The organism is Paenibacillus terrae, assembly GCF_000943545.1.
Classification (GTDB): Bacteria; Bacillota; Bacilli; order Paenibacillales; family Paenibacillaceae; genus Paenibacillus; species Paenibacillus terrae_A.
The window spans coordinates 1-22846 of the sequence record NZ_JTHP01000074.1 but is presented as its reverse complement, the minus strand read 5'-3'; the positions used below and the strand labels follow the sequence as shown (position 1 = coordinate 22846).

Sequence of the window (22846 nt, the reverse complement as noted above, 5' to 3'; positions counted from 1 at the left end):
TGTATAGCAGGGGCTTGAATCCCTTTAGAAAGGTGGTTGTCGCATGAACAATGCGGAGCTATTGCAGAAGATGGAGCGAGAGCGCCGGGAACTGCACGAGCTGGCCGGGCGCTATGGGTTTCGGCATCCGAGCGTTATTAGCAAGAGCGTGCAGCTAGACCAAACGCTGAATGAATTTCAGCGGCAGAAAATAGAAAGAAAGCCGACTGTATAGCAGGACAGCCGACTTTCGGGGCGAGCTTTTGGAGGACTCGCCCCGTAATTATACCACAGAAGCAAGGGCGAGCGGCATTGCAACGATGGGTCTATATTGCCAAGCATGAACCGCAAATATAGCAGAGAAAGCCAGCGGCGTACTGTACTGATTCTGGACGCTACGCTAGTTTGGCAGTCACCAAGGAGGGCTAGAGCATATGAGGACGAAGAAAATAAAAGACCTTTCCAATCAGGAGTTAGTGACTGAATATAGCTTTATCGTGGCTAAAGAATCATCATGGATACCAGGCCCGAACGGAAGAGGAATCAAGGAATTTGAAAAGACCATGCATCGAAGCCAGTTGCTACGTATAGAGCTGTTAAGCCGCTTGGGGGAGCCGGAGGAATCCATTTTCTCATATGCCCAGGAACAGGAAACATGGGCATCCGATGCTAAACGCTCCAGCCTGCTTAAAGAACACTTGAGCAGTTGGGAAACCGATAAGAAGCGGGCGCTCACGCTCTCAGATGCTTTACAGGAAGCTATTAGCTTATTGAGCACATTTGATGAAGTCGGTCACGCGAATAATGATTTAAAGAACGGTGAAGGCGCAAGCAGTTCACAGGAACCAGAGGAACGGAAGGAAACTGCCCGTAAGGAAATGCGCCTGATCCGAGCATTTATACGTAAACATAAGCGGCCGCGTCTGACCAAGAGATAAAGAGTAAATGGATGAAGATGCTGCTTGCCAACGTTCCTCATTTGTTCTACTTCTTGTCTACGGATGCTTATTCGATCCGGATATCCTTATGTGTTTGGTGGATGTGGTCGGGCGTGAGGGGGAAGAGACTGCTTTTACAGAAGCAAGCGCACGCCGACTAATTGAGAAGATCTCCAAAAGTGCAGTTGCCTATTCCAAGCGTGTGTTAAAGATGAAGCAGCCATTCAGTTTCAAGTGACTGATGGGATTATGTCAGAAACGGATATGATCAAATTTCAGGATGATCGGGGGGAGAGTATTGCTTAAAGAGCAAATCGAAAATATTGAAGCTCAATTGTACGTGTTTCCGGATTTTAAACAAATCAGCTTGCAACGTGGAGACATGACGGAGTTGATGGCCGTTTTGCAGGCATGGCAAAAGCCTGCTACAGAAAACGATAAGGAGGACTGTGAGGGAGCCATAGAGCAGCTTCGTAATGCTCTGGATATACGAATAGAGCGCTAACGTGGTTACTTCTAACAACGCAAAAATAACTAGCTGTAGAGGGAGATTATGAGTACACCATGATTATACATAGACCCCGTAGCCTTTGCTCAGAAGTCGACTTCAGCCATTGTTTTAAGTGTTCTGGATGGTTTGACCAATCAGAACTAATTAAACTTCGAATTAAATCACGATTATCATCTTTCATAAGAACTTCCAGAATGTATTTTTAGTTTAAACTAACATTTACATTTTATCGTTCTCCCATGCAACTCTAAAAATTAAATCAGTTTCTATTTTTCATCAACTGATAATATAATTTATTATTTGAAAGTACGTGAATAAAAATCTTAAAAATAAAATAAACTCGCATGGTATAACTGACAAAATTATTTTCTCACTTCAAAGATTGACTGTACACTTAGAACTTAAGATAATAGAGGTAGAGGATAGATACTATTTATCGGATCAAGGGAAGCACCCTTCTTAGGCCAAATGGCCATGAAGGGTGCTTTATTGTTTTCACTTTCTTATAATTAACATTTTTTTAATATATGACCATAATTCTATGACGTGTCTAATATAATGTTACTCTGTTTCCAAGAGTATATGGGGGGAGCCCACACATGATTCTTGATCAAATTATTGAATTATATGAAGTTGAAATCAAATACCTAGACGAGCACTACTCCTCATCCAGTTTAAGTTCTTACCTAAGTGATCTTCAGTGGATTAATGAAGAAATCATAAGAATAAAAAGAATAAATTCTCTACATACCAATATACAAGTGCAAACACTAGAAGCGCTGAAGAAAAGTGTTAGCAAGCGCATTAAAACGTGCCATAAAGATCAAAGTAATAATGTTATATTGGATCTTCATCATTGTATAAGTGAATTGAGAGGACTCCAAGTACAGTCAACAGAAATTTCTGGATCATCCTTACCACTTCAGATTATTTAGATAACATGGCATGACTTTATATACATTTAACATCAGAAGCACTGATGACATCCCTTCGGGGTTCTTTTGTCATTTGTGCTTTTACTTTTTTGTTTTTAAATATACAATAGTAGGAGAGATGTCTGAAGTGGAGGGTGTACGCAAAAAAATGAAAGCTATCCGTAATTCCTTGAGACAAGAAGTGCTTAATTTAATACCAGTGTACACAAACTTGAAAAAAATGAACTTAAGCATAGATGATATAGATAAACAAATTGCCCCTAATATTCAGCAATCTGCTAAAAAGTTTGTAAGGCACAAGACGATGCAGCTTAAACTAGAATTTACTTATATCGGTCAGGAGTATAATCAAATGGGCCGCCAAATAAACGATGAAGAACGTAACAACATCAAAATTGATGAGCAGAAATATTTACAATATTCTATTGTTGAGCTTGAATATAAAACACTAGCAAAAGCGTTAGAAATAAAAAAAATACAAAATCGCAATGTTCCAGACACGCCCATTGAGACAAATTTAATTGAGCATGGACTATTTTCGGCCGGCTCGCATACTAAAAAAGTTATGCGAAAAAAATATTCTACAGGTGTTGTACAACAGACACGGAATGGTTTCCGTCGACTTACTTATGAGAATTCTGCAGGAGTTTTCTTAGGGACTTTTGATGCCCGTGTTTTAGCTGGTTTAACAAAACTTTACTTTGAAAATGGTATGCAACAACAATTTTCTTTTAATTTTAGCGAATTGGCAAAAGAGATGGATACTGTACCTTCCGGAAAAGAGTATATGGAACTCCACGAAAGCCTAAAAAATATATCCCGTACACAAATTATTATGGAGGAATACTATTCTCCCGGTAATAAAGTTCGACAACGAACAAGTATGTATCACCCTATCGACACCCTTACTTTCATTTTGAGAGAAGGAGAAGAAGAAGGAAAAGAAAGGGCTGCGACTGTTTCCTTTCATAATTTAATTCATCAGTCTCTTCAGTCGGGGAATTTTCTGTCCATGAATGTCGTATTGTTCAACGATTTCCTGAAGCCTACTACTAAAATCCTGTATGTGAACCTGATAAATTCAGCCGCTCAAAATATAACATCGTACAATTTGGAGACTCTTACCCAACACCTTAATCTTCAGACAGCAAATCGGTCATTACTTGTTAGTAATATATTAGAAGCTTTTGAAGAGTTGAGAAATATGGATGTGATCAGCTCCTATGATGTTGTTTATGGGCCTAGAAAAAGCGTGCAATTTATAAATTTTGTACCAGGAGATTTGCTGCAAATCCAATCACAAGCATCTCAAGGTAAATCCGAGCTTATTCTTACCCACGATGATGGACCACGGCCACACTAACAGGGTGTGGTTTTTTATTTTTTAAATAAACGATGTTCGTTATGTTTTATCTCTAAACATTAAGGAAACCTGACTATCTAGCCAATCTTCTTCAAACTATATACTGAACCCCTAACTTTCAGAGCCACTGAGTATTCAGCAGCTCCGATACAACCTATATACTGAACCCCCAACCTTCAGAGCCACTGAGTATTCAGCAGCTCCGATACAACCTATATACTGAACCCCCAACCTTCAGAGCCACTGAGTATTCAGCTCCGATACAAACTATATACTGAACCCCTAACCTTCAGAGCCACTGAGTATTCAACAGCTCCAATACAAACTATATACTCAACCCCTAACTTTCAGACCGCTGAGTAACCAGCAGTTCCATTACAAACTATATACTGAACCCCTAACTTTCAGTGTACTGAGTATCCTATAGCTTCATTACAACCTATATACTGAGCCCCTAAAATTATAAGGTGGCCAAGTTATCCAGTAGACTAGGTGCGAACTATATACTGATCCCCTAAAGAGTCACTTTATGTTCAAACGCGAAAGCTTAATAATTGCTACCCAAAGTGCAAGGAGATATTGGGAATATTATATTTTTACTTTTTTAAAGTTTTTTTGTTGGTGATTTATTATGTCGAGAGGATAACGATCGGAGTGTAAATAATGTGGTTTTGAAGTTGTTCCTTATCTAGTATGTGCAGATTATTATGCTCTCTAACTTGTATGTGGTATATGAGATTAATTGCCTAAGGAAATATGAAAAGGAAAGATTTTCAGTCAATAGATTTATTTTATCAATCCTATAGAATAATAGAATCATAATGAAGCATCCAAATTATATGCTTAACCCCTTAAGCAAGTATATACTCAACCCCTGAATATATATGCAACCCCCAAATAAAGTATATACTGAACCCCTAAATATATATTCAACCCCGAAGTATATACTCAACCCCTTTATGTACTATATACTGAACCCCGATAGCCAAAAGATTTTTTAAATGTTATTGTAAAAATATATTATCCACAGTGGTAAATTAGACCTTTTTCGAAAAGTTATCCACTGTGGATAAATAGAAAAGAGCCCTTTGTTACAAGGACTCTTGAGTGTGGATATATTGTGCTACCAACACATATATCCTCAAATAATTATGCGGAGATCACCGGCACCCACCAGATCTCACCTTCAAAGCTTTCTGTTCCCTATTTTTTTAAGGGATGCAGGAGGCCTGCTTTCATGCTGTCTTCTATATTTATATATTAACAAATCCTTTTCTCCAAGTCTATATAAACTACTACGTTAGAAAGGAGGTGAACCAGCAATGCAGGCCCTTATTTTAGCAAATAAACTAGCGCTTGAGGAAAATCTTCCTACATACCCTGTTAAGATTACATCTTTATTCTTAACACATCTGTTTGATATAAACATGAACTTTAAGAGTCGGATGAAGTTTTCTTTTCGAGCTGGAGGTACCTTGCGTCTAAAAGACCATGTAACCCAAGCAGATCTGCAACTTCTCTTTATACTATTTAGATGTTGTAATGCTTACGGCTATTTAGAACTTTCAAACCGAAAAGCAATCTATCGGCAACTGGAGAGGGAATTTGAGGCCCCTATCAGCGAGAGTCAGTTTTATGCCTCTCTGGAAAAGTTCATTCATCATGATCTTATTGTGTCTGAAGTTTCTGTTGATGGGCCAAATCGCCATAAACTAAATTATTTTATGAATGAGAAAACGAGCAAGATTGGACACTATGTATTATTTCATCCGTTCGTATTTACCCGAAGTTTCCACCAATTAACCCTTGCTGAGAAGAAATTAATTATTTCTGCTTATGCACAGGCAAGTGGAAATCCAAATAAAGTTATTTCTCGGAACTTAAAACAGCTTAACGGAAATTTTAAACATGCACAGTTTGCGGGATTATTGGAGTTTTTACATAAAAGCCAGAAGAGCCACATTCAAGAACTTCTGGATAACTTAAAATCCCTTACCCTTCCAGTTGAAGCACAGAAAAAAGGGGCTCTTTTTGATGATATAGAACTGTTGAAAGGGAAATCTGGCTTTAAAGCTCAACTAAAATTCAATCGAGATTTCCTTATATCTGTAGCTGAGGAGGAACCACAAAAATACTATCGTCCTCTGGACGCATGTACTCTTTATCCAAAATTTTATGCACTTTTAAAAAGGGAAGCTGAGTACTACGGGATCGGAGAAGTGCTTTCAGATCGATCTGATGCAAACCGGCTCGTAAAAATTCTTCGACAAGTGAATGTCCGGCTAATAAGGCATGCATTTTATAAGCTTAGTAGCTATGTGTCTCTGAAAGGAATGCCGCGTAAACCGGAGTTTATTATTAAAGAAAGTCTCGAATCGAAATTCAACGAGATGCTTGATACAGTCATAAACAAAACAGGGGCTGAGGAATTTATCCGTTGGCCTGAAACTAAGGAAGAGGGTATTAAGGAGCGTAATTGGCGTTTTTCTCATGTTGCTTCGAAGAGCAAATTAGGAATAAGAAAGCTTCGTACGCGACTTCTTAATGCTGTTAAGAATCTTAATGTTGCCTATCCCATCTTACCATGGCAAATTTCTGATTATGGTGGAGAAGAAAACACATATCAGAATTCTGAACTACGAAAATATCTTAATATCGATAGCATTAAAGAGGAAGCACTAAAGTTAAAAGTTGATCCGTATTATTATGGTGATTTGGAGTACAATGCGTACATAGCTATACGCACTAAAGATCCAAAATCTGTGGAAGAATGGATGCTCGGGGAGTTACATAGATTACCCGTATTACCAGGCAAGCGCCTAATTCCATATAACTTCAGATTGGAGAATTTCCTCTTTAATGAATGAAAAATCAAGCTCTCAAAATTCAAATTTTTGAGGGTTCTTCGAATTGGTCAATTTCCCCTATCTTGATTCCCTTTTTCATATTTCATTTTTGGATCTTAAAAATACATAATTGAGTATCCACAGTTATTTAAAAATCGAAAATAAAATCTTCCTTACCTTTTATCAAAATCATATAATTCCAAGTTGCTGCTTGTATATTGAATGTGGGCAACTATAATCTTATTAGAATAAAATTCAATATGATTCAGATAGGTGTCTTCGACTATTCCATTATCATATAAAATCAAGTTAATATAAATTTTATCTTGTGGATAACCTTAAATATAAAAGTGTAAAAAACGACTTGGTTTTATATGTTTTAGTTAATGCTTAAGCTTGATTTAATATTCCACTATACAGGTTTTAATTTGATTTTTTATTCTCTTAAAGCTCTTAAACCCTTACCAATACTGAGTTTTGAAGCCCTTAAACTCTCTAGTATCGTTTTTCTTTCTTTTAGTAACAAAAACATGTTTTTAGAGACCTATTAGTACCTTCAATTTTTCACCTCCTATTTGTATGCTCGATTCCGGAACTTTAGAAGAACAAATAATAGAGGATTAACTTAATTCTTCTACCCTAACGAGTAAAAATATTAAAGCAAAGCAATTAAAAATTATCGTATAATAATACGGGGTCTTATTTTTGGAACTACGGTTAAAACCAGTCATTTAATTAAATTGGGGTGATAACGTGAGAAAAAGTATTAAAACAATAAAACATATGGTAGATCAAACAAAAGTTTATGCAAAATTACCTACTGAATTACTTCCATTTTATGTATATGTAAACGATAATGGTCACAGCTTAATGGGTATAGCAAATTCTGTAATGTCTGCTGAATTATCAAAGAATTCAGAACCGTGGGAATTAGAAAGTGCAATTCCAGTTAAATATGTACTTGAACATGAATATCAAATTAGGGACGGGTACTTATTTATTGACGTTCCTTACAACTTAACTTTTGGTATTGATGTTGATGACAAATATTTAGAATTTTAAATCATCGATTACACTGGCATCACCTGCCAGGAAATGTACGAATTGAATGAAAATGAATTACTGAAGTTGTCTTCTAGGGATTCGGTAGAAAATGATAAAAGCCGTAGTAGATTATGGGTGAAAACGAACTCATTATTAAATTGTTGACACGCATAGATATATAAGTTTCATCAAAAAAGAGCGGCAAGTTTCTAATCCTCTTTTTTGTACAGAAAACAAGGTTTATGGACCATTCAAATAAATATTAATAAATATCGATTCATTCATTAGATATGTCTTATGCAATTAAAGCTAAGCTTCTTAATGATTTTTGATGAATTCATTTTTTTAAATATACTTTTCTTTACAAGAAGATAGGGTTTATGAAATAATGAATTTGAAATCTTTATATATCTATCTAAGGGAAGCACCCTTGAACGAAATCATCCTACATTATCTGTGGGATATTCTGTCGTTCAAGGGTGTTTTTTATTTTGAGAGGAGCAACAACAATGAAACAGATCCATCAAAGACAATTTCTTCACAACATGTATTTTTACAACCGAATGTTCAATTTTGAGGTGTACACATTGCTACAATCTATGATTAATTGCAATTCAAGTATCCTTGTACATGGTCGTAAAGGTTCAGGCGGGGATGAATTACTTAAAACCTTATTCGATGCAAAAAGCAATTCTGTCTCAACGTTGTATTTAGGTCCTGACTCCATTAAAGGTTTATATCCTCGACGGAAGATCATGGAGATCAATAGCTCAAATATTGAAGCTATGAATGTGTCACCTCTGGACTTCGGTGATTCAACTGCAGCGGTCGTAAATGGACTAACGGCATCCAATATTGAATTATTTTTAAGTATGTGTTCAACCGGACATGGCTTGGCTTCCTTAGAAGGAGAGACAATAAACTTTGCGCTGGACGAAGCAGCAGAGCTTTTAGGAAATAATTTAAGGAGCAAGGAGTCTATTGGTGCAATTGACTATGTGTTAACAGTTGAAGCTCACAAGTTAGTTTCCATTTCAGAAGTAATTTCATTGGAGGGCAAACATATACTACAACCATTTGCAGAATTCGTTGGGGGGAATGAATATAGTTTTTACTCATGTGTCTCAGCATCTAAAATTGAAAAAATGAGATTGGAAAATTTTGAAGAGGCTGAACGGTTCGTTCAATCCATTAAAACCTATTCATCTAACTCCTAACAGGTTGAAATAAAAATGCCAGCAGCTTTAAGCTGAGGCATTCTACTTAGGAGTTTATGAGAGACAAAAAACTATAGTTGTTATTGTAAGGATAAATCCAAGACATGCACCAATTCATAGTGTTCTGAATTTACGAAGAGGTCTTCAGGAGAAATTCCACTTGAAACAATATTAGCAACTGACTTTTTTGATTCATATTCGGTGAGCACTTTTGTCGTATCCGGTAGTTTGAAAAGAAGAACAATAAATTTCTTCAATTTCGGTTTGTATAGTGTCGTTGAATCAACACATACTTCAATGCTCTCTTTAAAACCAGTCGATACTTCGGCATAGAGCAGATTAGTTTCATAATCAAGACTCAAAGCTAAAAACTTCTGGGTAGGAGAAAAACTCGCCGGATCGGCAACCACCGAAAGAAATACGCGCTTTAATAGTGCGATAGCTTCCTCATACTCTAAAGATTCAATTATTTTATTCTTAGGTCGAGGGCAACCAGGTTTTTTTAACTGTGAATATAAATCTTGAATCTTACTTTGTAGCATTTCCATACTCCTCCAATAATAAATTCTGTCCAATTTAATATTGCCATTATAAACGGCATGTTAAAATTCGAGAAACAGCGGGATTCAGGACAGCACACAGATCGATGATCCATTAAGGGAGGAGGAGAGGATATTTATATTATTCGAAATGCTTTTTCTGAAGTTGAATGAGTGTATCCTGATGTATTAGAGTATGTTCTTCTAAGAAAATAGACAGTCTTTTAAGAGGGAGATTCATGATATAGGTAGCTATATCCTCCGTTAGTAATGAATTTGAATCAATGATGGCGAGTAATTCAGAACGAAAATTCACTTCTTTTTTCTTGGCTTCTTTCTTAGAATAAAAATAACCTTTTAAGAACATTGAAATCAGCAAAACGATGATTATGCTCACAATGATGATTGGTAACAATATAATGTCTCCTTTGTATTCATAATGTTGTCTTCATAATAGGGTATTTGATATTATCCAATTCTTGTTCAGCTGTTATTCACGTGTCAGTATATTATGTATCAGTTCATGAAGCAAAGATTTTTTCTGCACTTCAATTATGAGATCCACTAAGTAATACCCTTCAGGAACCATAATTGAAATGCAGAAAGTTATAGTTAAATACAAGTCTTTTAATTTTCTAGTGTATTACATTGAGCCAGATAACTATGAGACAATGATCAACATTTGAATGGATTACTACTCGATAATTCCAAATTTATATATAATAAATGGAAACATTCTAAATTCATATCTATTTCACCGGAAGCACCGGGAACAACCTTAAACAAGGTTTGTTCCCGGTGCTTTTTTGCATTTAGAAAAGGAGGGGATCAGTAACTGTACTCGCTCACAGCATTCGGTTGATCATTCAAAAAGCAGCTCGAAGTTAATTATTCCTAGCACTGGTTGAAAAGAAAAACAACTAGAAAGAAAGGAGAATTATTTTTGGAAATAAACATGCAGCAGGAAGATGAAGAGAAATCAATGACTCCGATTGAAGCTCTATATCGAAAATATTGGGTTGATAATCGTGAAAGAATTATGGAAATTTATCGTATCTATTTTCATACCATTTTCGTTTCAATACTCATGATTGTGAACGTGGTTACTGCTTACTCTGCCACTATCATTTATTTTGCACAGTGGAATCATAAGGAGGGTAGCATTGAATCATTTTTAACATTGTTTTTTCCTTATCCGCCTCATTTTATGACAGGCATACTAAGTATACCTTTCGTTGAATTAGACGCGCATCTGGTTTCGTGGTTCGTAGTATTTCTGAACCTTCCAGTACTAACATGGCTTTATTCTACAATTACTCAGCCAATTAAGAGAGGATATAAAATCTACATCGATTGGAGAAGTAGGAAGGGGAGGATATTTTCAGCCCTAGTAAACGGAGTAGCTTTAGTCGCACATTATTGTGCAATTTTTGCTTGGTACGTTGAACATTACATGTATGATTTTTTCGAGGGTATACGATCAGATGCACCTTATCTTATCGTTAAATCCATGGCTAGTTTCGGTTACTTACTCATGTGTGTTCCGGTATTCATTTGTTTGACTGGTTGCTACCTACTTATGAAGCAATTTCATATGAACGAGGACTTAAGAAAAATGTTCTTCAAGTGGGAATTTGGCTTTTTGGCTAGCCAATCTTTTTCATTACGTTCAGACAGAGCTGACGTTATTATCGGATGGGAGAAAGCAACAAACAAACCGATTGTATTAGTAGAGTCAGCCCGATTTCTCCATGAATTAATAAACGGGGCAACCGGTACTGGGAAAACGTCAACAACTATCTTAACAAGGATTATACAAGACTTAATACGTATTGCACGAGGGAAAAAGATAGGCGTCTGTGTACTGGAACCAAAGGGAGATTTAATTCGTGATGTACTGAAACTATGTGATAAGCTCGGTATACCAAAAAGTAAGATAAAAGTTGTTGATCCAACTGATTTAGTACACTCCACAAAATTCAACCCTTTTGTAGGCCCTTTGGAGATGGCAGCTGAAACTTTTCGGGGTGTCCTGGATGCTTTGGCTGGGGACCAAGATGATTTTTTCAAAGGCCAGCAGTCGGAAACAGCAGCGTTGTACACTATGCTAGGAAAAATACGTCATGGTAACATGTTCTCTATCGTTCATATGCAAAGAATGTATTCTGATCCGAGATATCTTGCTGACATGACGGAAGAAGTGCGGTCATGGATCACTAAAAATTTAGATAATCCAACACTTTCACAGGAAAATCAAGTTTTATTGGATCGATATGAGAGAGTGTGCTCTTATTTTGAAAATGAGGTTATTGAATATAAAACCTACAGGGATAAAGAACAAAGAATCAGGCCCATTTTATACCCTGATGGCCACAAGTACGAGGGATTGCAAGTAGTTGATAATAAAAAAGATAAGTTCATCACCGGGGCAAAAAAGTATGTGAACGACATTTGTATGAATGCTATGCTTTCTCAACTTATGGTTGCGAACGAGGACGAAGAAGTGCTGGATATTGATAAGTTCCTTGCTGAAGGAGGAGTCCTTCTTGTTAATACAGCACTTGGAGAATTGGAAGAGTTAAGTATGAGCTTTGGACAATTTTTTATCCGTCAATTTCAATCAAGTGTTTTTAGAAGACCGCCAGAAGATTCTGGTTTCAAACGCTTTCCGATTTTTTTTAACATTGATGAATTTCCACTATATATCAACGAAGCATTTGTACGCTTGTTGACATTGGGGCGCTCTTTTAAAGTCGGAACATTGATTGCAATACAGTCACTAGGGCAGCTTGAATCAGTTGTTCGTGGCTACGATCGAACGATCATGTCTAATGCGTCCAATAAGACGGTTTTTGGACGTGGAGAGGTCTCTGACGATGAACTATTCAGTAAACAATTTGGGGAAGAATATGAAGTCGAGGAGAGCCTGAATGAGTCTGTAACACCTATCAGCATGCCAAATCCCACCGTAGGATTCAGATATAACACGGCACGCCAACTTACACCTCGATTCACACCTACCGAAATCAGAGAACAAGAATTTAAAGGATTTATTGTTCAATTGGTGGGGGAAGATGGTTCATTACAAGTTCCTGTTCAAGCATATGGGAAATTTATTGACGAAACGAAATTCTTAAAGCGTTTTATCAAGATTGGTGAAGCTGAATTAGAAACAAGTAAGTATAAATCCTTAGGAAGTCCATTGAAATGGATTCAGAAACTTGCTATCGATACATCAGAGAAGATTAATCCCTTGGATATATTGGACTTAAAACAAGAAAACTTCGAGTCGACTGAAGTGGAATCGTTTGAAGAAAGACAACCGGAACAATCAGAACCCAAAGAGGAGGAAACGGTTCAACAAATCAGGTCTCAGCAACATAATGATCTTCCTATCCGGACTGAAGAAACTGCAGAAGCACAAGATATAGATTACATCAAAGCAGCAGCAGAATCACCTGAAAAAGTAGATTTGGTTAAGGAACCAACAGACGAAACTGTAGATACCAAGAAATGGGTCATTGAAATGCCGGCTGCTCCAGATCCAAAAGAAGCATTAGAGCAAAAAGAAGGGGAATTCTTCTTCTATGAGGGTCTTAATCCAGAAGCATTTAATTCTTTTAAAGAGCCTGTTCCTTACGATGGAGCAGCCGAGTATTCGGAACCTAATAAAGAAGCTGGTTCCGCAATTGAAGAATTAGTTCGTGAAGTATCTGGTGACACGAGTCTTGTTAATAACGATCAAATAAATGTACAAACAAATCAAAAGGCAGTTGAAGAATGGAGCATATTTGATTTGGTAGCAAGCGATGTACCAGCAACTACATTACCCATTGATGATCCGTTGGTTACAAAACAGGTTGACCAGTTTACTGAAGAAAATGTTATTCATCATAGTAACTCTTACCAGCCTTCATCGGTAAAGTCTCAGGAACAAGTAATTGCCAGCTCTAAGGTGAATAATGTATTGGATGTTGAGACAGACGACATATAGTTGACAATTAGTTTAGAACTAAATAATATATGAATTAGATAGACGCATATGGAACAAAAAGAGGGAGCACCTCTAAGTAACGGGCTAATAGCCCGTCCTTAGAGGTGCTCTTTTTCGTCTAATAATTTATAATAATAGAAGGAAGGTGCCTCAATTGGCAGCAAGACTTGGAAAGAACACTATGGATGAATTTGATGATTTGAACAATGAAGAAATGGCTTGGTCAAAACTTCGAGACGCAAAGAGCCATAAACGTGTCCTTTTTGCTAGAGCCGTCGGTTTGGAAGATGTGGTTTTAGGTAATCTCACGATGCAGTGCCTAAAGCTCAATTTCGATGGTATTTTTGGATTTCTTCCACAAAACAAAATCGACAATTATGAATTCAAAGGTTTACACAGTTTCTTAGGTAAAACTTTTGAATTTGTTGTTGAAGAACTTATCATTGAAGAAGGTAAAAGAACCGGGAAGTTTGTTGCAAATAGAATCGAAGCACTGAGAATTTTGGCTAATCGATTCTGGAATACTGCGCAAACTGACCAAATCTATGAAGCCTTTATTCGTGGTATTGACCCTTATAACCTATACCTTCTTGTAGAGGGTGTTGCAGTTAGAGTAAATCGTACAGAAGTAGATTATAGTTTATATGATGATCTGCGTGAGATTTTCAGCATCGGAGACAGCATCGAGGTTAAAATTATTACCCTTGAGAAGCCAGATGATGTTAACACAGAAGGGTTTATTGAAGTAAGTGCTAGGATTCTTAATAAGGACCCTTGGGATAATATCGGTAATTATAAAGAGCGAAGCTTCTATATGGGCAAGCTGGTTAGGATTCGTCCCGATCTGGGTATGTTTGTTGAACTTGAGTCTGGTCTCACAGCCTTGTGCAATTTCCCAGCGGGTACCCATGGAAAGAAATTTGAAAAGGGTGAGGAGCTTGAAGTCAAAATTAGAACCATCAATGAGGACGAACGTCGTATCAGTGGATTAATCGTTCTACCTCGAAATAGGATTGGGGCCTCTAATAAAACCTTTAGAAATAGTGTTTTACGTCGGGGAGCTAGCAGGGGTTAATCGTGTCTCAAGAGCTTCTTAAATTTGATGAAAATCATTTAGGTGGCACATTAGAATCAGCGGAGAGACCTACATCGCTGATTCTAACGCCACCCATGGCAAAAGAAAATCCATATATAGAATCGTTATGCCCCAACGATATTATGGATTACTTGTTGCCTAACGGTGAGTTGTTTGGATTATTTTCAGACCCGTATGCTACGATGTTTTATCATAAACCGGCAGAGGGATTACGTAACGGCCGGTTTTGGCTTGAGGAAAGAATTGAAGACGGAACGTTCACCGAACGTGAGATTCGATTGCTTGATTTTCTTTCGAATGTCCGTGTAGCAACACGTAGTCAAATCCGGAGAGCCGTATTCAAGGAGTCGGACGAAGATCGAGTGGTTGTAGATTTTCTGAAGAAATGTCGACGAACAGGTGTCCTCTGTGCTTTCAGTTGGGTAACACCTTTGAAGGATCAAAGGAAAAAACCTCTTGTATATGCTTTAACCCGAGTAGGTGCAGATGCTGCTGAGATCATTCTTAAACGTAAAATCACAGACGATTTTTGGTTTCAACCGATCGAGATACCTGCTGGTCGTGGACCGGAAATGGCTCCACTCTTTCAGGATCTGGTATCGGCCGAACTTCACTGTGAATTAAGTCGAATTGATCGTCTTATTTCATGGCTGCGAAATCCGTTAGTTCGGCTGAAGAATGGTCAAGTACATCATCCCACAGCGACATTTCAAGTTATAAAAGACGCCGGAGAGATGCGAACTTTCTGGGTTGAAACCGTCCGCATAGGTAAAGATTGGGTAAGTAAAGCCAAAAACCGGTTCCAAAAAACCCAAAATGCAATACAACACGTTAATGAATTTCAAAAGCCTGCTCGTGTTATTGTAGTTGCTGATGGGGATTCAAGAATTCCATATTTAGCAGAACTAGCACGTGAGTTTATGCCGAGTGTGGAAGTTCGCTTCACTACTGATGAGCGGCTGCTCCAAGGACTTGACAAGCAGACCTTTCTTGCATGGGATAATACCGGAAAGAGTCTTAAAGCTCAATCTATAGGGTTTCTCCAACCTGACGCTGAAGGTATGACTGCCTCAGAATATCTAGCCTCACAAATGACCGTGCCAGATGACGATGAATTTGAAGAATAGGAATAAGGGAATACCTTGGTAATTATCGTGGTATTCCCTTTATTGTCAAAGGGAGCACAGGTTCCAATATGGATTTTATCAGCCAAGCAATATTCTGTTCGTTGTCAAAACAAATCGGTTCTGGAGCGCAAGGAAAGGAAATTATTGCGGATTTTAAAATAGGCTGAATGCTGTCGCTGAGTTACAGGGATATCTGCCACCCAGACGATTCATAGGAAGCTAAAGATAGAAGATGCGATACAATTTAATATTTATGGAATTATCCTTTAACTTTGAAAAGATCGCCGAAGATGGCTTGATTAACACTTCTATTTTTACTTGGAATATGTTATTATTACTTCTATAAGTATGATTTAATAACAAGTCTCGCCATGCGGCATAAGACTCTTTTCTTTAGTTACCAAGCTAAAAAAGACCATTTAAGGTATTAACTCCTCTTAAGGGAATTGTTAATATTTTAAATGGTCTTTTTTATATATTCACAACATTTTTATATTACAGAAGGGGAGAGACTGCATGAAGTTTATATCTGAAGAGACGATCGAATTAGTTAAAAGAGTATCAGTGTATGAAGTAGCAGATATTCTAGGCTTCCATTTAAAACGAGTAGGTACGTATTGGAACATAAAATGTCCAAATCCAGATCACTATGAAAAAACTCCCCAAACATATATCAGTATGAGCACCGGCTACTTTAAATGCTATAGCGGTGGTGGATGTGGAGCTGATGGCAATGTCATCAATTTTTTCAGTTGGCATTATTATGGCGGATATGATCCAAAAAAAGACTTTGTTCGATCTGTGGAAGGTATCGCTACTCTTATGGGTATTCCGATAAAATATAGCGATGGTTCAATTTCCCAGGATAATACTCGACCCGTTTACGTCCCAAAAGAACAACCTAAACTAGTTGAAATTCCAGCCGCTTCTCCAGATGTATGTGACCAAACATATCGACGTTTTCTGGATTTATGTCCGGTTTTTAATGAACACTTGGAAGAATGGCTGGGACCCAAGCGGCAGTATACTAAAGAACAGGTCGAAGTAATAGGTTTACGGTCAGTTCCCAAGACTGTCGATCAAGCAAAAAAGATTGTGAATACCTTAATTTCTGAAGGGTATCAAATTGAAAGAGTACCGGGTTTCACGCAGTTTCTTCGAAAAGATGGGAGACTGGAAAATGACCAGGATTGGTACTGGTTAATTGCTGGAATGGGAAAATACTATATCCCTATTCGTGATGATATGGGCAGAATAATACGATTGAGAATAAGAACAAATCTTGAGGATAATAAGAAATATGTGTGGTTTTCATCAGCTCCCATGAATAAAGGAAATTTTATTAGAAGGGGAGGAGCTGGATCAGGTGCCCCAGTCAATGTTATTGTGCCTTCCAAGCTAATGGCCTTATGGCAGCCAGGAACTGAAATTACTGGCATTCTTAAAGTAAATAAGGTTCTAATCATTGAAGGAGAACATAAGGGGTATATTGTTTCAGAGTTTCTAAACATGCTCGTAATTTCGATTCCCGGCGTCGGAAACTTTCGCGATGTTATACCACTCCTAAAAAAATGGGGAGTACAAGAGGTAGCCATCGCATATGATATCGATGCCTTCTATGATGAAAAGAAAAACACCGGCAAGAATGAGAATGTATTTAAGCAGCTGGTTCGATTCGGAAAAGCACTCATCAGTGAAGAAAACATACATTCTGAATTATGGGTTTGGAACCCAAGGGACGGTAAAGGTTTGGATGACTTAATATTAGGAGGCAAACTCCCTATTGTGATCAACCTCAGAACTAATGAGCGTTCAAATTTAGTGCTTCAAAGTAAATAATCTAGAATACTCATTCGAATTGACCGATGATATCTCACTTTTTAAAGTGATTGTTGAGCGAATCACAAATAGAGCGAGGATACTTTCAAAAGCTGATCTAATAGAAATTAAATCGAATATTAGGTGAGAATGTGAAATTTGATCTAGTACTCTAGATGTAATTAAAAATAAATATAAAATTAGGAGTTGTTTAAATGTTAAATCGTGTAATTTTAATTGGGAGACTTACCAAAGATCCGGAATTACGTTACACTCCAACTGGGATAGCCGTAACTCAATTCACACTTGCAGTTGACCGTCCGTTTACCAGTCAGGGAGGGGAAAAGGAAACTGATTTTCTTCCGATTGTAACTTGGCGGCAGTTAGCTGAGACCTGTGCTAATTATCTTCGTAGAGGTCGTTTGACGGCTATTGAAGGAAGAGTCCAAGTACGCAACTATGAAAATAATGAAGGTAGACGTGTATATGTAACCGAAATTGTTGCTGACAATGTTCGTTTTCTAGAGTCATCTAATCGTGATTCAAGAAATAATGAAACCCTATCAAGTAATAGAAACTCTCAAGCAGGTCGAAACACCGATCCTTTTTCCGATGATGGTAAGCCAATAGATATCTCAGATGATGATTTGCCATTCTAATTATAATAAAAATTGATCAAGATTACTATACGTTTATTCAAAAATCGTAAATCACGGCCTTTGTTGTAGATTTTTTAATACATCAAAAAGGGGAAGCAGTTCTTATGGAAACAATAAGATGCCTACACTGTGGAGAGCCAGAATATATAATAACGAAGGAAACAGGAACCATTACCAGCCGCTGTATCTGCGAGTCAAAACGGATTAAATGTGATAAATGCTCTCATATTTTTTTGAGAAAAGACATTTCATTTACCAACTTATATTTAACTCTCTGTAAAAAGTGTAATCATGATATGTCTGATTTGGATGAGTTGGTTGAGCAATATATTCCCATATCTCATCATAGTAATCAAACAATGCTATGCGTAGAAATTTTTGATGAACAATTACAATTGACAATAAGTGATTCCACAATGGGAATGTGCATTATTTTTCCACTCATGACAAAGAAGCGAATTATTTCTCTTTGGCTTAAGGAAATATATCCGGAGAAAATAGAGAATTTATTTAACACTGCGGTACTCAGACTTATACCTGCGTATATTACTAAAAGTGAAATCTTATCTATTAAGAAAATAATTAATGATGAGATTCGAGAGGGAGAGAACTATGAATATCCAGAATGAGATGTTGGAAATGAATAATAAAATAGCTTTTGTTGAAGGTCCTTTTAATCAATTGTGGAGGTCTACAAGCGAATTGTTCAAATCGCTACCCAGAACAGACCAGGCTCAAATGATTATAGATGCCCTAAACGGGGACTCAATCCTCCTAAGGGAACACTCTTATGAGAAGAATAGATTATATGCTGATTTATATATCAATGACGAAAAGCTTACTTTTATTACCCTAGGTTCCAAAAGAATGATAGTCATTGAAAAGAACAAGGACAATATTTTTATGACGATTGAATTCGGCGGTAATGGTTCTTCGATAGCTGCAAAGCAGATTATGAGAGCAGCTAATCGGTACAATCCCAATAATACCGTGTTATTTTATACCGTCGATCAGCAAAAGCATCACGCTAAAGAATTAGGCTAAAGTAATAGTAAGAATAAAGTTCCATTTCCTTTAAAGAGCGGAGAGTTTCTTCGCTCTTTTTAATTAACTCTTATCTATCAAATTTCAGGAGGGTAACCAATTACATGAATTATTTTACGATTAAGGCAATTGAAAAAGAAAAACTATTTGTACGTAATGTACGTAAGGCTAAACAAGGTATGAAGATCAGTACTGGAAAGGGAAAAATGAATTTTATAGAAAGTATTACAAATAAGTATGTGTATTTCAAGACCGAGAAGAGCAGAGAGGCGATTCGAGTCCCAAGAGAAAAGATACGTCAAGCTATAGAATATCTTCTATACAGAAGGATGGTTACTCGGGAAAAACTAGGGGAGATCTATAAATATAATAGCTTCCTTATGGGACTACTACGACATATGTTCATCCATATGAGTGACCTTGCTTGGATTAAGAGGAGTCTTGGAAAATCTAAAATATTAAGGTTAGTTTTAAGAGGCACGCGCTTTTTTTTTGCCGGCGCCGAAAAATCGGCTGGGGACCTTGCAACCATCAAGCAACATGGTGGACGTTTTGTACTTTTCTCTTTTTGGAATCTTCGTTGTGACAAAAATGAAACATGGAAATATCACATTAAAAGGCTTGGATTAAAGGTTCTATTAGATTCTGGCGAGTATAGTATGTACCGCTTACGTAAACGTATAGAAGCAGCGCAAACGAAGATGTTAGGGCTAAAAGAGGGGACGAATAACTGGGTAAAGCAGGCTGATGAACTTTTAAAAATGGAAATGAAAAAGGAGAATCCTGTTCGGATAGAAGATTATGCAAAATTTATCTTAAAACATAAATCCGTGCTCTATGATGCCTTTAATCTGGATCGAACGGGAGATCCAGAAGAATCGATGTTCAACTTAAATTACTTATATAGACGAGGAATCAAGGCAATTCCTATATGGCATCCACAATCGCCTATCGAAGCTTTAGAAGCGTTAATCAAAGACGACCGAGACTTCGATGTAATCGCAATCGGGGGGTTATTGAGTTTGAAGCATGAAGACAGATATAAGGTCGTTAATTCAATTATGAAAAATTATGGTGAGCATCAATGTTTTCATTTATTGGGCTGCAGCAGCCCTCTTATCTTTAAAGGAGATACGTTTCAATGTGATTCAACAGGTCCACTAATGGGCCGGCGGTACAAGACCATTATTACTGAGAATGGTCATATCAAAATGGATAAAACCATGGATCAGAAATGGACAAAGGAAAAATGTTTTGCTTATAACATCAAACGACTTTCCTCGCTTGAGGATTTTCATCCCTCCGAACAACTGGAGTTTTTAATTCCACCCTCATTTTCGACAGAGACACTAACACTATTTTAATACAAGGGAGAGAGAGTAACTTGGAACAATTCGTTAATACATTTCTCAATACACCAGTCTATATTATGATTGCTCTTGCTTTAGTGCTTACAATTATCTTAGCAAAAAAAATGAAAAGGTTGTTTAGCAAATTATCGGGCATATTTTTTACAATTATCACGATAATTAAGATCATCTATATGTGGAGATGATCTTTTTGAAGAATAATGAATTGAGAAAAAAAGGAGAACTTCTCCAAAATAGAGACAGACTTTTTGCTTAAATAATTAAAAGGGGCTGTCCCATAAGTCATAAAATTGGCTGGAGACGGTCCTTTTCTCTAAATTGTAAAACAAATAGAAACCGTTCCTTGGTAAAATGGAGGTACCACCCAACCATTCGAAAGGAGACGGTTTCTTTGTACATTCAATATACCATGGATCAACTTTTCTTACCAATGGATTTAGAGGCAGATATCCCCGAAAACCACATCGTCCGTGTGGTAAACGACACAGTCAACCGCCTGAGTGATTCCATTTTCAACGCTGCGTATCCTGGCGGTGGCCGTCATAGTTATCATCCTAAAATGCTCACCAAAATCATCATTTACGCCTACACCCAGCGCATCTACTCTTCCCGTCAAATCGCCAAGGCCGTCCGCGAAAATATCATGTTCATGTGGCTCGCTGCGCGGCAACAACCGGATTTCCGTACCATCAACCGCTTCCGTTCGGAGCGGATGAAAGAGGTGTTGGAAACCGTGTTTACCCATGTGCTAGAGCTGCTTGTTCAGGAGCAATACGTGTCCTTGGAACACTACTTTCTGGACGGAACCAAGTTTGAAGCGAATGCAAACAGGTACACCTTCGTCTGGAAAAAGGCCATTGTCAAGCACCAGGCCAAGCTGCAAGAAAAAGTACATACCCTGTTCCAAACCATCGAAGCGGTCGAAAGCGAAGAAGATGCGCTCCACGCGGGTACAGACCTTCCTGAGCTTGGCGAAGCTTCCTCGCTCACGGCAGAAAAGCTGGAAAACGCGGTTCAACAACTGGAGGAAGCTTTGCAAGAAAAACCGAAAAACAAAACCTTAAAGAAAGCCGTGCGCCAGTTACGCAAGGACTTGCTGCCGCGGCTCCAAAAGTATGAGCATCAGATCGAAACCGCGGGCGAGCGCAATAGCTACAGCAAAACCGATCCGGACGCGACGTTCATGCGAATGAAGGAAGATCACATGCGAAATGGTCAACTAAAGCCGGGATACAATGTGCAGATGGGCACGGAAAACCAGTTTGTGCTCGGTTACAGCGTGCATCAGCGGCCTACCGATACGAAATGCTTGAAGCCCCATTTGGAACATCTGGAAGAATCACTCGGGAGACGACCAGAGAGGGTCATTGCCGATGCAGGGTATGGAAGCGAAGAAAATTACAGCTATTTCGAAGAGCACAACATCCAAGCGATCGTCAAATACGGGACATACCACAAGGAGAAAACCAGGGCCTGGAAGCAAGCGATAGGCAAAGTGGACAACTGGAGCTACAACGAAACGGAAGATATATGGACCTGTGCGGCTGGAAAAACGTTACGTTTTCGATACGAAGGCCAGACGGTCACGGAGAGCGGCTACACGATTCGGACACGCCATTATCGAAGTGGAGATTGTAGCGATTGTCCCCTAAAAGCGAAATGCACCACAGCCAAGGGCAACCGGGAGATGGCCGTCAGTCTGACCTATATGCGGCAAAAAAACGACATGCGGGAACGACTGCGCAGCGAGGAAGGATACACTCTTTCCGTTCGGCGCATGACTGAGCCTGAGAGCGTGTTTGGACAAATAAAAAACAATCGGGGTTTCCGGAGGTTCCTGCTTCGCGGCTTGCAAAAAGTAAGCCTGGAGGTCGGGTGGCTTTGCCTTGCCCACAATCTGCTCAAAAAAGCCGCAATGACGGAAAAACGCAAAAGGGACGAAGCAGGATAAACCTCTGCTTCGTCCCTTTTGAACATATCGGTGTTTTTGTTCTTCATCGATATGCTTTTTAAGGGCTTTTGGGACAGCCCCTTTTAATTTTCCGTACTAGTCATATTTGCGCTCTTGTTCACAACCCATTGTTCACAAGGAGACTGCTGGACAACCGATGCAAGATTGTCATGCAGTTAGTGTAATACAAGTGAGAGTCTTTCGTCAAATTTTTCTATGTTTATAATTGGACAGGTATACAACTTTTGAATTAACCTTATTTTTTAGGGGGACTCGATAGCGTTTAGTTTGAAAAGGTTGAGCCTCAGTCCGCTTTTCCTTCACCATAACACCATAGCTTTTCTTAACCTGCACCCAACGGGGATTCTCGTCTCCGATAAAGGGGGATTCCGGCAGAGCTGGACAATCGAAGCAT

20 protein-coding genes are annotated in these 22846 nt (G+C 38.1%); 18 read left to right on the top strand and 2 right to left on the bottom strand.

Annotated features, from left to right (window positions below):
* The first annotated feature begins 43 nt into the window (after positions 1-43).
* The 9 genes from QD47_RS31180 (at position 44) to QD47_RS25385 (ending at position 8833) form a co-directional block, all read left to right on the top strand.
* Positions 44-214 carry an aspartyl-phosphate phosphatase Spo0E family protein gene (locus tag QD47_RS31180; protein ID WP_082067295.1) on the top strand — a complete coding sequence of 57 codons (171 nt, stop codon included), beginning with the start codon at positions 44-46 and terminating at the stop codon, positions 212-214.
* A gap of 199 nt (positions 215-413) precedes the next feature.
* Positions 414-917 (top strand): hypothetical protein, encoded by a 504-nt coding sequence (locus tag QD47_RS25420; RefSeq protein ID WP_044648725.1) that lies wholly within the window; start codon positions 414-416, stop codon positions 915-917.
* Between the two features lie 7 nt (positions 918-924).
* Positions 925-1155, top strand: a complete 231-nt coding sequence (locus QD47_RS25415) for a hypothetical protein (protein ID WP_044648724.1) — start codon at positions 925-927, stop codon at positions 1153-1155.
* Between the two features lie 60 nt (positions 1156-1215).
* The gene (locus QD47_RS25410; protein ID WP_044648723.1) at positions 1216-1422 is read left to right on the top strand and encodes a hypothetical protein; all 207 of its coding nucleotides are present in this window, start codon (positions 1216-1218) and stop codon (positions 1420-1422) included.
* A gap of 605 nt (positions 1423-2027) precedes the next feature.
* Positions 2028-2363 carry a hypothetical protein gene (locus QD47_RS25405; RefSeq protein ID WP_044648722.1) on the top strand — a complete coding sequence of 112 codons (336 nt, stop codon included), beginning with the start codon at positions 2028-2030 and terminating at the stop codon, positions 2361-2363.
* Positions 2364-2481: 118 nt separating this feature from the next.
* Positions 2482-3726, top strand: a complete 1245-nt coding sequence (locus tag QD47_RS25400; RefSeq protein ID WP_235332359.1) for a hypothetical protein — start codon at positions 2482-2484, stop codon at positions 3724-3726.
* Positions 3727-5048: 1322 nt separating this feature from the next.
* Positions 5049-6593: a hypothetical protein gene (locus tag QD47_RS25395; RefSeq protein WP_044648720.1), complete on the top strand. Its 1545-nt coding sequence runs from the start codon at positions 5049-5051 to the stop codon at positions 6591-6593.
* Between the two features lie 732 nt (positions 6594-7325).
* Positions 7326-7634 carry a hypothetical protein gene (locus QD47_RS25390; RefSeq protein ID WP_044648719.1) on the top strand — a complete coding sequence of 103 codons (309 nt, stop codon included), beginning with the start codon at positions 7326-7328 and terminating at the stop codon, positions 7632-7634.
* Positions 7635-8125: 491 nt separating this feature from the next.
* Positions 8126-8833, top strand: a complete 708-nt coding sequence (locus QD47_RS25385; RefSeq protein WP_044648718.1) for a hypothetical protein — start codon at positions 8126-8128, stop codon at positions 8831-8833.
* A gap of 80 nt (positions 8834-8913) precedes the next feature.
* Here QD47_RS25385 and QD47_RS25380 read toward each other — a convergent pair whose 3' ends face one another.
* Both QD47_RS25380 and QD47_RS25375 read right to left on the bottom strand, forming a co-directional pair.
* Positions 8914-9375 (bottom strand): hypothetical protein, encoded by a 462-nt coding sequence (locus QD47_RS25380; RefSeq protein WP_044648717.1) that lies wholly within the window; start codon positions 9373-9375, stop codon positions 8914-8916.
* 139 nt (positions 9376-9514) lie between these two features.
* Positions 9515-9787: a hypothetical protein gene (locus QD47_RS25375; protein ID WP_044648716.1), complete on the bottom strand. Its 273-nt coding sequence runs from the start codon at positions 9785-9787 to the stop codon at positions 9515-9517.
* A gap of 528 nt (positions 9788-10315) precedes the next feature.
* On the opposite strand from QD47_RS25375, the gene QD47_RS25370 reads away from it, so the two are divergent.
* The 9 genes from QD47_RS25370 (at position 10316) to QD47_RS25330 (ending at position 22431) form a co-directional block, all read left to right on the top strand.
* Positions 10316-13366, top strand: coding sequence for a type IV secretory system conjugative DNA transfer family protein (locus QD47_RS25370; RefSeq protein WP_044648715.1), 3051 nt, complete (start codon positions 10316-10318; stop codon positions 13364-13366).
* A 154-nt stretch (positions 13367-13520) separates the two neighbouring features.
* On the top strand, positions 13521-14441 hold the full coding sequence (locus QD47_RS25365; protein ID WP_044648714.1) for a hypothetical protein: 921 nt from the start codon (positions 13521-13523) through the stop codon (positions 14439-14441).
* Positions 14442-14443: 2 nt separating this feature from the next.
* Positions 14444-15589: a replication-relaxation family protein gene (locus QD47_RS25360; protein ID WP_044648713.1), complete on the top strand. Its 1146-nt coding sequence runs from the start codon at positions 14444-14446 to the stop codon at positions 15587-15589.
* A gap of 516 nt (positions 15590-16105) precedes the next feature.
* The gene (locus QD47_RS25355) at positions 16106-17428 is read left to right on the top strand and encodes a CHC2 zinc finger domain-containing protein (protein WP_044648712.1); all 1323 of its coding nucleotides are present in this window, start codon (positions 16106-16108) and stop codon (positions 17426-17428) included.
* 194 nt (positions 17429-17622) lie between these two features.
* Positions 17623-18066 (top strand): single-stranded DNA-binding protein, encoded by a 444-nt coding sequence (gene ssb / locus QD47_RS25350; RefSeq protein ID WP_044648711.1) that lies wholly within the window; start codon positions 17623-17625, stop codon positions 18064-18066.
* Between the two features lie 104 nt (positions 18067-18170).
* Positions 18171-18695, top strand: coding sequence for a hypothetical protein (locus QD47_RS25345; protein ID WP_044648710.1), 525 nt, complete (start codon positions 18171-18173; stop codon positions 18693-18695).
* Positions 18679-19110: a hypothetical protein gene (locus QD47_RS25340; protein WP_044648709.1), complete on the top strand. Its 432-nt coding sequence runs from the start codon at positions 18679-18681 to the stop codon at positions 19108-19110. Before QD47_RS25345 ends, QD47_RS25340 begins: the two co-directional genes overlap by 17 nt.
* A 104-nt stretch (positions 19111-19214) precedes the next feature.
* Positions 19215-20474, top strand: coding sequence for a hypothetical protein (locus tag QD47_RS25335; RefSeq protein WP_044648708.1), 1260 nt, complete (start codon positions 19215-19217; stop codon positions 20472-20474).
* 397 nt (positions 20475-20871) lie between these two features.
* On the top strand, positions 20872-22431 hold the full coding sequence (locus QD47_RS25330; RefSeq protein ID WP_044648707.1) for an IS1182 family transposase: 1560 nt from the start codon (positions 20872-20874) through the stop codon (positions 22429-22431).
* Positions 22432-22846: the final 415 nt, after the last annotated feature.

What these genes read in the sequence shown, in the direction of transcription:
- QD47_RS25415 (WP_044648724.1), top strand. Translation starts at nt 925, where the DNA reads ATGGATGAAGATGCTGCTTGCCAACGTTCCTCATTTGTTCTACTTCTT.
- QD47_RS25380 (WP_044648717.1), bottom strand. Translation starts at nt 9,375, where the DNA reads ATGCTACAAAGTAAGATTCAAGATTTATATTCACAGTTAAAAAAACCT.
- ssb (WP_044648711.1), top strand. Translation starts at nt 17,623, where the DNA reads ATGTTAAATCGTGTAATTTTAATTGGGAGACTTACCAAAGATCCGGAA.
- QD47_RS25355 (WP_044648712.1), top strand. Translation starts at nt 16,106, where the DNA reads ATGAAGTTTATATCTGAAGAGACGATCGAATTAGTTAAAAGAGTATCA.
- QD47_RS25405 (WP_044648722.1), top strand. Translation starts at nt 2,028, where the DNA reads ATGATTCTTGATCAAATTATTGAATTATATGAAGTTGAAATCAAATAC.
- QD47_RS25395 (WP_044648720.1), top strand. Translation starts at nt 5,049, where the DNA reads ATGCAGGCCCTTATTTTAGCAAATAAACTAGCGCTTGAGGAAAATCTT.
- QD47_RS25340 (WP_044648709.1), top strand. Translation starts at nt 18,679, where the DNA reads ATGAATATCCAGAATGAGATGTTGGAAATGAATAATAAAATAGCTTTT.
- QD47_RS25345 (WP_044648710.1), top strand. Translation starts at nt 18,171, where the DNA reads ATGGAAACAATAAGATGCCTACACTGTGGAGAGCCAGAATATATAATA.
- QD47_RS25420 (WP_044648725.1), top strand. Translation starts at nt 414, where the DNA reads ATGAGGACGAAGAAAATAAAAGACCTTTCCAATCAGGAGTTAGTGACT.
- QD47_RS25400 (WP_235332359.1), top strand. Translation starts at nt 2,482, where the DNA reads ATGTCTGAAGTGGAGGGTGTACGCAAAAAAATGAAAGCTATCCGTAAT.
- QD47_RS25335 (WP_044648708.1), top strand. Translation starts at nt 19,215, where the DNA reads ATGAATTATTTTACGATTAAGGCAATTGAAAAAGAAAAACTATTTGTA.
- QD47_RS31180 (WP_082067295.1), top strand. Translation starts at nt 44, where the DNA reads ATGAACAATGCGGAGCTATTGCAGAAGATGGAGCGAGAGCGCCGGGAA.
- QD47_RS25385 (WP_044648718.1), top strand. Translation starts at nt 8,126, where the DNA reads ATGAAACAGATCCATCAAAGACAATTTCTTCACAACATGTATTTTTAC.